The sequence below is a fragment of the Hyphomonas sp. GM-8P genome, from assembly GCF_003263315.1.
Classification (GTDB): Bacteria; Pseudomonadota; Alphaproteobacteria; order Caulobacterales; family Hyphomonadaceae; genus Hyphomonas.
This window is the reverse complement of sequence record NZ_AWFE01000077.1, coordinates 16,935-28,559: the sequence shown is the minus strand read 5'-3', so window position 1 is coordinate 28,559 and position 11,625 is coordinate 16,935. Positions and strand designations below refer to the sequence as shown.

General features: G+C 61.0%; 14 protein-coding genes. 7 read left to right on the top strand and 7 right to left on the bottom strand.

Annotated features, from left to right (window positions below):
- Window positions 1-192: DUF885 family protein (locus HY26_RS12125; protein ID WP_146740215.1), on the top strand; the 192-nt coding region annotated here is incomplete at its 5' end.
- A gap of 11 nt (window positions 193-203) precedes the next feature.
- Window positions 204-812, top strand: coding sequence for a YceI family protein (locus HY26_RS12120; protein ID WP_158531485.1), 609 nt, complete (start codon window positions 204-206; stop codon window positions 810-812).
- Between the two features lie 3 nt (window positions 813-815).
- Here HY26_RS12120 and HY26_RS12115 read toward each other — a convergent pair whose 3' ends face one another.
- Window positions 816-1,907 carry a FliM/FliN family flagellar motor switch protein gene (locus tag HY26_RS12115; RefSeq protein WP_112073713.1) on the bottom strand — a complete coding sequence of 364 codons (1,092 nt, stop codon included), beginning with the start codon at window positions 1,905-1,907 and terminating at the stop codon, window positions 816-818.
- Between the two features lie 363 nt (window positions 1,908-2,270).
- Entirely contained in the window at window positions 2,271-2,687 is a 417-nt protein-coding gene (dksA, locus tag HY26_RS12110; RefSeq protein ID WP_034761969.1) for an RNA polymerase-binding protein DksA, read from the bottom strand.
- 326 nt (window positions 2,688-3,013) lie between these two features.
- On the opposite strand from dksA, the gene HY26_RS12105 reads away from it, so the two are divergent.
- Window positions 3,014-4,231 (top strand): hypothetical protein, encoded by a 1,218-nt coding sequence (locus HY26_RS12105; RefSeq protein ID WP_112073712.1) that lies wholly within the window; start codon window positions 3,014-3,016, stop codon window positions 4,229-4,231.
- Between the two features lie 16 nt (window positions 4,232-4,247).
- Here HY26_RS12105 and HY26_RS12100 read toward each other — a convergent pair whose 3' ends face one another.
- From HY26_RS12100 to flbT, 3 genes are read right to left on the bottom strand one after another with little or no spacing between them, the layout of a single operon-like run.
- Complete coding sequence (locus tag HY26_RS12100) at window positions 4,248-4,898, bottom strand: MarC family protein (protein ID WP_112073711.1); 651 nt, start codon at window positions 4,896-4,898, stop codon at window positions 4,248-4,250.
- 10 nt (window positions 4,899-4,908) lie between these two features.
- Window positions 4,909-5,220 (bottom strand): hypothetical protein, encoded by a 312-nt coding sequence (locus tag HY26_RS12095; RefSeq protein ID WP_034761959.1) that lies wholly within the window; start codon window positions 5,218-5,220, stop codon window positions 4,909-4,911.
- Window positions 5,220-5,606, bottom strand: a complete 387-nt coding sequence (gene flbT, locus HY26_RS12090; RefSeq protein WP_112073710.1) for a flagellar biosynthesis repressor FlbT — start codon at window positions 5,604-5,606, stop codon at window positions 5,220-5,222. The genes HY26_RS12095 and flbT overlap by 1 nt, the downstream gene beginning before the upstream one ends.
- A 402-nt stretch (window positions 5,607-6,008) precedes the next feature.
- On the opposite strand from flbT, the gene HY26_RS12085 reads away from it, so the two are divergent.
- Together HY26_RS12085 and HY26_RS12080 are read left to right on the top strand one after the other, a co-directional pair.
- Window positions 6,009-6,884 carry a MoxR family ATPase gene (locus HY26_RS12085; RefSeq protein ID WP_034761953.1) on the top strand — a complete coding sequence of 292 codons (876 nt, stop codon included), beginning with the start codon at window positions 6,009-6,011 and terminating at the stop codon, window positions 6,882-6,884.
- 95 nt (window positions 6,885-6,979) lie between these two features.
- Window positions 6,980-8,083, top strand: a complete 1,104-nt coding sequence (locus HY26_RS12080; RefSeq protein WP_034761950.1) for a helix-turn-helix transcriptional regulator — start codon at window positions 6,980-6,982, stop codon at window positions 8,081-8,083.
- Between the two features lie 9 nt (window positions 8,084-8,092).
- Here the strand turns inward: HY26_RS12080 and HY26_RS12075 are convergent, their stop codons facing one another.
- The gene (locus tag HY26_RS12075) at window positions 8,093-8,878 is read right to left on the bottom strand and encodes a DUF2270 domain-containing protein (RefSeq protein WP_233351614.1); all 786 of its coding nucleotides are present in this window, start codon (window positions 8,876-8,878) and stop codon (window positions 8,093-8,095) included.
- A gap of 46 nt (window positions 8,879-8,924) precedes the next feature.
- Window positions 8,925-9,671: a hypothetical protein gene (locus tag HY26_RS12070; RefSeq protein WP_112073709.1), complete on the bottom strand. Its 747-nt coding sequence runs from the start codon at window positions 9,669-9,671 to the stop codon at window positions 8,925-8,927.
- Window positions 9,672-9,793: 122 nt separating this feature from the next.
- Between HY26_RS12070 and HY26_RS12065 the strand changes: the two genes are divergently transcribed.
- Window positions 9,794-10,975 carry a VWA domain-containing protein gene (locus HY26_RS12065; protein ID WP_034761946.1) on the top strand — a complete coding sequence of 394 codons (1,182 nt, stop codon included), beginning with the start codon at window positions 9,794-9,796 and terminating at the stop codon, window positions 10,973-10,975.
- Between the two features lie 84 nt (window positions 10,976-11,059).
- A complete protein-coding gene (locus HY26_RS12060; RefSeq protein WP_112073708.1) occupies window positions 11,060-11,545 on the top strand; it encodes a DUF2165 family protein in 486 nt (161 codons plus the stop codon).
- The last annotated feature ends 80 nt before the right edge of the window (window positions 11,546-11,625 follow it).

Sequence of the window (11,625 nt, the reverse complement as noted above, 5' to 3'; positions counted from 1 at the left end):
GGCCAGGCGACGGCCTACAAGATCGGCATGAACCGCATCCTCGAGCTACGAGCGCATGCGAAAGCCGAACTCGGCGACAAGTTCGACATCCGCGCCTTTCACGATGTTGTGTTGAAGGACGGGGCTGTACCGCTGAACATTCTGGAGGAGAATGTCGACGCATGGATTGCGGAAACCAAAGCCGGAAACTAGGCGCCGGATGGATGGCCCTGCCCCTCGCCGCCCTGGCGCTGGGTGGCTGCGCCTCGCTGGTGGCGCCGCTGCTGAAGCCGAAGCTGTCGGCCGAGATCGCGGCACTGCCGGCCGGCGACTGGAAGCTCGATCCGGCTCATGCCGCGCTCGTCTTCCGGATCAATCATCTTGGCTATTCCGACCTGATCGGCCGGTTTGAGTCGTTTGACGTCTCCCTGACGGGCGATGCATCCGATCCGGCCTCGGCACGCGCTGACGCCGTCATCGACATGACGTCGCTCGACATTGCGAATGACAGTTTCGCCGAGGAACTGATGGGGCCGAAATTCTTCGACGCCGCCCGGTATCCGCAGGCTGTTTTCCGGACCTTGTCCGTGACGCCGGGCGAGAGCGGCGGCGCAGAAGTGAATGGCGAGCTGACACTGCACGGTCAGACCCGGCCTGTGACGCTGGACGTACAATTCAACGGCACCGCGTTCGACCCCATCCGCGGCACTCAGGTGGCCGGTTTCAGCGCAAATGCCGTGATCGACCGGACTGATTTTGAAATATCCGCTTTTTCCGGCCTGGTAACCGATGAGGTCCGAATCCAGATCGAGGCGGAATTTCTGAAGCAATAAGTGTTAACGGAAGCCCGGCACGCGGCGCGAGATTCGCAGCGCCATTTTGTTGCCTTTGCGCCCGATCTGGGCTTCCGCCACGACCGGTCCGTCACGCCCGCCAGAGAGCAATTCCACCGGCTGATCTGCTGGCACGCCCAGCAGAAGTGTGGACCCGGCGGTGAGGTCTGACAGGCGCGACAGAGGTACGCTGAGCGAGGCAACGCGCGCGGTCAAAAGCACGGTGACGGACGATGGTGCAACTTCGGCCGGGAGCGCAGTTGCCGGAGCGGTCGCAGGCGCCGAGAGGGCGTCCGGCATATCCTCAGCCGCCAGCTCACCCGACAGGATCAGGCGTGCCGCATGACGCCCGCCATCGACGCGGATTTCGAAGTCGATGATTTCCGCCGTGCCCGGACGGGCCAGCGCGGCCGCAAAGTCCGCCTCGGTCTCCATGCCGGCAAAGCTGAGGCCCGGCGCGATCGCATGGCCCAGCGGCCGGACAAGGCCTTCCAGCAGAGCGCTGTCGAGCGGGGTCAGCTCACGCGGAGACCAGTCCCCCGGCATGCCGCCTCCGCCGCAAGCTGTTTCAATCAGGGCGTTTGCGAGCTCCGGCGACAGGACGAGCATGGCGTCCACCTCGCCCTCGCCGACCGCGAAACAGGCGATGGCTGCCCCCTGCCCGGCAACGTTACCGGTGAGGCCGGAATCGAAATCCCCTTTCCGGACCGCGCGGGCCGCGGCAGCTGCCCGCAGGCCGCATCCCTTGCGCAAACCAAGCGAGAGGCGTGACGCCAGGCGCCTTGCCGTAACCGGAATATCCGTGGTCGGGGCGTCACTTTCGGCGGGCTCCGGCATGTCTGCTTCGACATCCGGCAAGGGCTTGTCGGCAATCGTCTCGGGCGCGGGCTCTGGCGGGCTATCCGGCAGGTCCGAAAGGTCGGGCCGAAGCAGGGCCTCGATCTCCGCAGCGCTCAGCACACCGCGCGACGATGGCAGCGGCCGTTGGGGAGACAGAGGCTCGAACGAAGTCGGCATGTCCACCATCACCGCCGATTCCCGGCGGGGTGACATGTCCCAGCCGTCGTCGGCGGCAAGAGGGAGGTCTGACTTCATGCGCGGCGCTTCCGTAATGGTTACTTTTGCAGCGGAGAGGGTTAACGGGCAGTTAGGAATTGGAATTCCCGGGCCCGGTCAATGCCTGTCAGACAGCCAGGCGAGTCGCATCGTTCCTAACAAATCGGCACTTGCTGTTAAACATAAGGCTTCAGCCTTAAGACCTTGATTACCAAGATGTAACAGATCGTTTGGACCTTGCTGGCATTGTCCATTCACCGCGGAACAGGCGGCCGCGGAGACGATAAAGCGCCGTGGCGTTGGGATGAATCAGCCGTGGCGTTGGGATGATAAAAAAAATGCGGCGGCGCCTCTATTGGAGACGCCGCCGCAAATAATTCCAAAATAAGGTTTTCTTACGCCTCAATCGTCGCGCAGGGTGCGTTCCTTGCGCTCGTGGCGCTCCTGGGCCTCCAGGCTCAGCGTCGCTGTCGGGCGGGCTTCCAGCCGGCGCAGGCCAATCGGCTCACCGGTCACTTCGCAGAAACCGTAAGACCCGTCCTCGATCCGTCGCAGGGCCGCATCGATCTTGGAGATCAGCTTGCGCTGGCGGTCGCGGGTGCGCAGTTCCAGCGCCTTGTCGCTTTCCGCGGACGCCCGGTCGACAATATCGGGCAGTGAACCGGACTCATCCTGCAGATTTGTGATGGTCTGCTTGGCGCCGTCGAGAATGTCGGCTTTCCAGTTCTCAAGCAGCCGGCGGAAGTAAGCCAGCTGCTTTTCGTTCATGAATTCCTCGTCATCCGAGGGACGATAGTCGTCTGCAATTTCCACACTCATCGCAGGACACCTCATTGAAACTTGGCCGGGATATAAAGCCGCAGGCGATTCATCGCAATCGGCAAAGCTGAGTTAATTTTTCCCACCTTTTCAGGCGCCTGAGCCAATAACCCCGAATTGTCGTAAAATTGTGACCGGCCTGGGCCAGACGAACAGGCAGAATCCAGTGCAATATGCAGGCCGGGGCTTGATCTTTCGTGCCCCCACGCGCTCTATGAAAACTCGCCCAATGTACAGCTTTTGCAACGGTTTCAGCGTTCATGGCCCGACGCCGGAAAAGCACTGGAAAAACCTCGGGCTGGATGCAGGCTGTCGTTTTTAACTCTATGCTCATCCTGCTTCCGGTGATCGGCGCGCAGGTGCTGGGCGCAGCCTTTTCCGGGTCGGCCTTCTCCGATTCCCCGGGAATTGAGGCGATCGACCAGACCCGCAAAAACATGGACGACGCGTTCGCCTCATTTGCACCGCGCAACCCGTCCGACCGATATGAATTCTGGTATGATGTCGTCGATCGTGAGCTGAGCGAGCGCGATGTTGCTGCTGCGCATGGCTTCCTCCTCGCCGCCCCCCAGATGCTGGACCGCAAGGATGTCAAAGAGCTGATGGTGGCGGCCGACGCTGAACGGCTGGATCGTGCGGACGAGCGGCTGACGGCTGCAGCCCTTCGCAAACTGCCGACGGCGATCAGCCTGAAATACGAAGAAGCCCAGGTATCGGCCCGGGTCATGGACGTGCAGTCCGGTCTGGTCGACGCTCCGGAAACAGTCATTGAAGTCGCAGATGGCGAAACAGAAAACCAGGGCGGGCCTGAAGTCGAGGTATCGTCCGAACGTACGGCATCGGATACGCGTTTCCGCCTGCTCGGCACGTTTCGGGACCTCGCAGAAAATTCCGAACGCTGGGTACATGGCGACCGGATGGACGAAGTCGCCCTGAAGATCACCGCCATTGGCTTGCTGGAGGCAGAAACCGCAGATGGCCTGTCGGATGCCAATATCCGTGCCGCCTCAATCCTGAAGTCCGCGCTCCGCGCGCGTCGCCTCACGGAAGATTTCGAGGATTATCTGTCCGCACGGGTGAATGCCGCCCTGCCCGACAGCACCTTGCGCCCCGCCCTTGAAGAGGCGTTGGGGGAACTCGCCACGATTGATGTCCGGACAGAACGGGCCAAAGCCGCCTTCATCGCCTCCATCGATGCGCGCGGCCTGCAACGGCTTGAAGCCGATCTCGAACAGATTGACCGGATCGGCAGACTGACCAGCCCGGCTGCGGCGGTGACCCTTCTGGAACAGGTGGAAGATGCGTCCGACCTCCGCCGGGTCCGGCTGATCGCCGAAGCGGGCGGCGACCGGGCTGTCGCCCTCGTCAAGCAATCCGGTGCGGGCGCACTGCGCACCGCCGACACAGGCATCCGCTGGACTCTTCAGATGGTGCTGCAGGTGATGGGCATGACGGCTGCGGGCCTCGCCCTGATCTTCGTGACCTGGTCAACGTTCCGCCGGAATATCCGGAAAAAGAAGAAACTGGAACCGATGGGGGCCTGACCTCCAGCCGACAAACTCAGCCGAGATTGAACGCGCCTTTAATTCCGTCGATCAGCAACTGGATCGACAAGGCCGCCAGCACAACGCCGAGGATCCGCGTCAGCGCCCCGGCCACACTTGCGCCCAGCAAACGCACCAGCGGACCTGCCGCCAGGAAAATGACCAGTGTCAGGAGCAGGTTCAGGCCGATGGCGGCCAGAATGACCCCCTTCTCCATCCAGTTTTCCGTGTCGGACATGTAAAACATCGCCGTGGCGATGGAGCCCGGCCCCGCGATCATAGGAATACCCAGCGGGAAGACTGAGACATCGTCCGGTTCCGGATCCGTCTCATGCTGGCCGAGATGTTCTTCCGTGCGGTGCTCGCGGCGCTCGGTGCGCTTCTCGAACACCATGTCGAGCGCGATCAGGAACAGCAGAACCCCGCCCGCCGCCCGAAACGCATCGATCGAGATATGCATGGCATCCATCAGCCAGGCGCCACCGAAGGCGAAGGCGAAGATGATCACGGCTGCGACGAAGATCGACTTGAACGCCATCTGCCGGCGATAGGCGGCATCGCCGCGCGCCGTCAGCGTTGCAAACATCGGCGCCACACCGAGCGAGTCAATCAGGACGAAAAAGGTTACAAACGTTGCCGTGAACAGGGAGAGGAGTTCTGCGCTCATGCGCGGCGCTCTAGTCTCTCTGTGTCGTTGCGTCGAGGATTTCCTGCACGCCCGGTGCAATCGTCAACGCATGGGGGCTGGCGGTGAAATGCGACAGATCCGCCGCGCCGGAGGCAAGCGCCAGCATCATCTTGTGACCGCGAAGCCGCTGCAGCAGACCTTCGGAGCCACGCGGGCCGTCGGCACGGGCAAGGCGCCCGTCGCCAAGATCGACGCAGATGTCCTGCCCCTGTCCGGCTTCCAGAAGTCGGATAGCCTCGTCCAGGCCCAGCGGCTTGGTGTCGGGAGCGGGGTGGACGCGCATCGCGGAGCCGTCCGCCATCAGGCCGCCGCCGCTTCGCCGTCAGCCAGCAGACGCCGGCACCGGCTGAGGGCGCGGTAAAGGTTGGAGCAGGCCACATCGGCGGAAATATCCAGCACGGCCGCGCGGGACTCTTCGGTCTCGCTGGCGGCCAGCAGCGTGGCGAGCGACTCGGCGGCCTGCGAATAGGTCGGCCCGTCCGCTTCGCCGAGCAGGTACATCTGCATCACGCTGAAATAGGCGCGCGCCGCCGGCGTCGTGGCATCGCGCGGATGCAGGATGTCCTTCTCGCGCAGGACCCGGGCCTGGTTTTCCAGCAGTAGAACGCCCCGGCGGTCGCCATTGCGCATAACGGCCCCGTTCACAACGAACGTTTCACCCGGCTTGAGCGACAGTTTGAGAGGCATGGTTCCAGATCCAATGCGGCGAATTTCGCAAAGAATCGCAGGAAGGCGTTAACGCTTGATTGCCGGTTCACGAACTTTCCACGTTAGCGCGAGGCGGCCTCAATCCCGCACGGAAAAGTGCCATGCGCGCGATTCCCGACAGGGTTCTGGATCATAAGTCCTGCATCGGCCCGGGCCTGTCCCGACCCAAAGGGGGTCAGACCTGCCCGGACCGGTGCGGCACTCCGCTGAAGCATGAGACACTGCGGTCGTGCGCATGGCAGATCCTGTTTACCACAGGCTTGAGGGGGCGAAAAATGAAACCCGTGCTGCAGTGCGGAACGCACCTCCCGCCACGTCAGAGCTTGCTCCCTTCGGGGCACTCCCTATTGTGGAGGAAAGACAGATAAGGACGGCACACCCATGCGTTTCGAAGGCACTGAAAACTATGTGGCAACTGACGACCTGCGCGTGGCCGTCAACGCCGCCATTGCACTGGAGCGCCCGCTGCTCGTCAAAGGCGAGCCCGGCACCGGCAAGACCGTGCTGGCCATCGAAGTGGCCAAGGCCCTCGGCTGCGAGCTGATCGAGTGGCACATCAAGTCTACCACCAAGGCGAACCAGGGCCTCTATGAGTATGATGCCGTATCCCGCCTGCGCGACGGCCAGATGGGCGAAGAGCGCGCCAAGGACGTCAAGAACTACATCAAAAAGGGCAAGCTGTGGGAGGCGTTCACCGCCGACAAGCGCCCTGTGCTGCTGATCGACGAGATCGACAAGGCCGACATCGAGTTTCCGAACGACCTCTTGCAGGAACTCGACCGGATGGAGTTCTATGTCTACGAAACCGATGAAACCGTGAAGGCGAAGCAGCGTCCGATCGTGATCATCACTTCGAACAATGAGAAAGAGCTGCCAGACGCCTTCCTGCGCCGCTGCTTCTTCCACTTCATCAAGTTCCCGGACGAAGACACGATGCAGGAAATCATCGATGTTCACTATCCGGGCATCAAGCAGAAGCTCGTGAAGGACGCGCTGACGACCTTCTACGCCATGCGCGAACTGCCGGGCGTGAAGAAAAAGCCGTCGACCAGCGAACTGCTCGACTGGCTGAAGCTGCTGATGAACGAGGACATCGACCTCGAAACCCTGCGCGAGAAGGACCCCGAGCGGCTCACCCCGCCGCTGCATGGTGCGCTTCTGAAGAACGAACAGGACATCGCCCTCTTCGAGCGCCTCGCCTTCCTCGCCCGCCGTCAGGACGGCCCGGGCGGCGGCCGCCGCGGCCCGGCTGGCTGATCACGGCTTTATTTTTCACTGCACCAGCCTCATCGGGCGATGAAATTGATTCCATCTGGATTATTCAGCGTTTCTACTGATATAAGAAATGGGTCATGCTCGATGATCTGGTGGGAGAAATATACGAGACGGTGACGGACAGGGGGCGCCTCGCCATTTTGGCGACCCGCCTTCAGGACGAACTGAATTCTCACTCTTCTGCACTCGTCATTGCAGAACCAGATCGCTATTTTCTGATGCAGAACAGCGTCAGCCCGGAATCGGCTGATGCCTACAACCAACACCTGTGGCACGGTGACATCTGGATGAAGGAGTTTTTGGTCCGATCATCCGAGACCGTCCTGTCCGGCCATCAGATGTGCGCCTACAGGGACATTCCCGCAGACTATCGTCACCATGTGCTGGAAGCGGCGGACACATATGACGGATTGAGCACGCGCGTCATCGATACGCCGGGTTTGACGGCCAGCATCTCATTATACCGGTCCCGGTCCCAGGACGTTTTTCAAACATCCGACTTCGAAAAAATGCTGTTCCTGGCGCCGCACCTGAAACGAGCTCTGAGCCTGCAGCAAGTCTTTGGCGAGCTCTCACACGACCGCGTTCTTCTGGAACAGGCGATCAATCACATTCCAGGACAAACTTTCATTATCGATCCGCACTACCGCATCGTGGCGGAGAATGCGCTCGCCCGGGATACTCGGAGAAAGAACCCAGGAATCGATATCCGGCACGGGCGAATTGTCCTTCGGGACCAGTCAGCCCACAAAAAGCTTGAACACTCCCTGGAAGTGGCCATCAGGAGCGGCATGCCTGCTACGTTCCTCATGACCACGGCAGACGGCATGGCGCCCTTATTGGTCCGCGTTGTCAGGCTGAATACGGGCCTGGCAGAAAGCGTGCGAACGATGGCTGGAGGGCCGGCACAGAAGCATTTTGTCATCGTCACGTTCACTTCGCCGGAGCCGCTGCCGCCAGAAGCTGCTTCGGTACTTGTGAGCGCTTACCAGCTGACCCAAAGGGAAGCCGAGACAGCCATTTTTATCGCACTTGGCCTCAGTCCCGACGAAATCGCTGAACGCATGGGTGTAAAGCTCTCAACCGTACGCAGTTTTCTGAAGTCGGTACTCGCCAAGATGGATGCCAAACGCCAATCTGAACTGGCGGCCAGGATCCAATCATTGTTTGCGCGCCGCTGATCCGAGATTTCAGTCGTCCGCCTTCATGGGTGTCACGCCTTTGGTCGGCGGACGGAAGTTCACGTCTTCGCGGCTTTTCAGGAAGTCGGCCATCTTGGTCTTGTCGGTGCGCTCATCCCACCAGGTTTTCCAGGCAAGGGTGATCCAGCCGATATGGAAAGCGACACCGCAGATCAGTGCCAGCCAGCCTGGAATCGGCCCGATATGCGCGCGGCGCATGAAGTGGGCAAAATTGTCCACATCGGTCGGATGAATGGCGATCTTGGCGAAATAAGCCGCGCCGAGAATGGCAAAAATCCAGCCATAATTCCGGCGCAGGCGCCGGCCGACCGAGCGGATCATCGAGATCCGGTATTGCGGTTTGACATAATCGTCAGACAGGGCTGTGCCGCGGTCGAGCGGGATCTGTGCCCCCTCTCCGCGCAGCATCGGCACATAGAAGGCAATCTCCAGAACCCGCGCCCGGAACCGCCAGACATAGAAGAAACGATAGCGCCGCGCTTCCAGCATCAGGAACATGATGCAGAGCGCGCCGACCAGCACGATGGGGAACGGTGAGGCACGCTCAGACGCAAAAGCAGCTGACAGGCCGATACCGGTCGAGATCACGGCCCAGTTGGTGGTCTGGTCCAGGCGCTGGCGCCAGACGGTCGAACGGTAGACTTCCGCCCGGTAGAGGTGCGCGATCGCGCCGACTTCCTTGTTTCCGGAAATGCCTGTCGGCGGATCCCCATCCGGGTCTCCGTCGGTTGGTTCAGCCAGAACCATGTCGTCTCTATCGTCAAATTCGGTCATGCGCGGCGTTTCCTTGCCCCCGCCTACTCCCAAAAAGGCTGCCGGATCAAGCCGGGCAGTATCCGCGCTCCAGAATTGCCCCATAGCCTTCCAGCGCTTCGCGCACATGGCGGGTATCTTCGCGCCCACCTTCGGCCCTCACCCGGCTCGCGAGCGCACTGGCACCACCGGTAATCCGGGCCCGCCAGAACGCATAGCGCAGCCCGTCCGGCTCGACTGTCAGCTGCACGGCCCGGTCGAACGCGGCGAGATCGCAGGTTTCCATCGCGAGCTCGCTCAGCACGTGACCAAAATCGCCCTGCTCGAAATTCTCCAGCGGCCGGGCGCTCGGCTGCGGCGGGCCTGCCAGAGCGAACATGGCCTCCACGACACGCTGACGCGTGGCTGTGTCCGGCGCAAGGCGCGCGCCAGCCGCCATCAGTTCCGGCCGGCCGATATTGAAGGGCGGAAGCCCGGCCTGGGCCCGCTGCAGGAAGCGATTCCAATCAGCTTCCCGCAGCTCGGCCTCCGCCCGCTCGCGGATATAGTCGGGATATTCCGGCTGCGGCGCTGCCACGCCGCCTAGCCGTCCCTCCCACTCCGCGAGCAGCGCTGTGTCCCCACTCAGCGCTAAGGTATTCAGAAATATCGGTCTCAGACGTTCCCGCTTGTCAGCCGGAAACCCGGCGGCCGCTTCCCAGATCGCCTGAACCATGCAGTTTTTTTCGCCCTCCCCCGGCGGACAAGCTGTATCCGCCGCGGCCATCGGCCCGGCGAAGAGCAGGGAAAGGGACAAGAAAAAGACACGCATCATGTCGATACACAGCTAACGGCCGGAAGCTGAACACAGCATGAGCGGACAGTTAGCGTGACGTCAGCTTGGACACCGGGCGGCAGGCAGTCTATGTTTATGAAAGGCTAAAGTGAGACATCCCCATGTTCCTCAATTTCTTCAACCAATTGCGCGAAGCCAAGGTGCCCGTCACGCTGAAGGAATACCTGATGCTGATGGAAGCGATGGACAAGAAAGTCACCGATATGGATGTCGAGGACTTCTACTATCTCTCCCGCGCCGCATTGGTGAAAGACGAGCGGAATATCGACAAGTTCGACAAGGTCTTCTCCCACGTCTTCAAAGGTCTCGACTCCCTGGCAGACGCTGTGGACGTGCAGGATCTGCCGGAAGAATGGCTGCGCAAGATGACCGAGAAATTCCTCACTCAGGAGGAAATGGACGAAATCGAGGCCATGGGCGGCTTCGAGAAGCTGATGGAGACACTGAAACAGCGTCTCGAAGAGCAGAAGAAGCGCCATGAAGGCGGGAACAAGTGGATCGGCACGGGCGGCACCTCCCCCTTCGGCGCCAACGGCTACAATCCGGAAGGCGTGCGCGTCGGGCAGGAAAAATCCCGCCACCGCCGCGCCGTGAAAGTCTGGGACAAGCGGGAGTTCAAGAATTACGACGACAGTGTCGAGCTTGGCACGCGCAACATCAAAGTTGCCATGAAGCGCCTGCGCAAATGGGCCCGCAAGGGCGCGCCGGACGAACTTGACCTGGACGGCACGATCAACAACACCGCCCGTAAAGGCTATCTCGACATCGAGATGCGCCCGGAAAAGCGCAACACGGTCTCGGTCCTCCTGTTGCTGGATGTCGGCGGCTCAATGGACCCCTATGTGCGCGTGATGGAGGAGCTGTTCTCTGCCGCCCGGTCCGAGATCAAGAACCTCGAATACTATTACTTCCACAACTGCCCGTATGAGGGTCTGTGGAAGGACAATCGCCGCCGCATGAACAATCGCATCCCGACCTGGGACGTGCTGAACAAATATCCGTCGGACTACAAGGTCATCATCGTCGGCGACGCCACGATGAGCCCGTACGAGATCACCTATGCCGGCGGCTCGGTCGAACACTGGAACGAAGAGGCGGGCGGCCTGTGGATCCAGCGTTTCGTCGAACGCTACCCGAACCTCGTCTGGCTGAATCCGGTCAAGGAAGGCGCCTGGGAATACACAGGCTCCATCAAGCTGATCCGTGAACTGATCGGCCCGCAGCGCATGTTTGAGCTGACGCTTGGCGGATTGGACGAGGCAATGAAGGAATTGAGCCGCTAGCACACCCTTTCCTCCCACGGATCTTGTGAATCGTCCGGAGCACGTCTCGTGCACCGATGAAACACGGACCAAAAGGGGGAAATCATGATCCGCTATTTCAAGACTGTCCTGATCGTTTTCGTCGGGCTTCAGGGCCTGTTCTATTTCATTTCAAACGCCGTGAACTGGGAATACGCCCAGATGGCGGTCGGAGCAGTGCTGGGCCAGGCTGACAGCCCGGCCTATCCGAACCTCGTCATTCCGGCGATCACGTCCCCCTTCCTGATCAAGCTGGCGCTGATCGGGATCATGACCGGCGAGTTGCTGGTCGGATTGCTTTGCTTCAAGGGCGCATTCGACATGTGGAAGCAGGTGGGTTCAGACGCTGGCGCGTTCAATGCGTCCAAGACCTGGGCCATTGCGGGCTGCTGCGTCGCGCTGATCGTCTGGTTCGGCATCTTCCAGGTGTTCGGCGCCGCCCTCTTCCAGATGTGGCAGAGCCAGGTGGGTGTCGGATCCTTCGAAGGCGCGTTCATGTACCACGCGGCCAGCGCCATCATCCTGATTTTCGTCAATCAGAAGGATGATTGAGAAACATTCATCCGAATTCCCAACGGGCTGCTTGAGGTTTGAGCCATGCCTCCTAGTGTGGGCCGGAATCAACTTCCGGA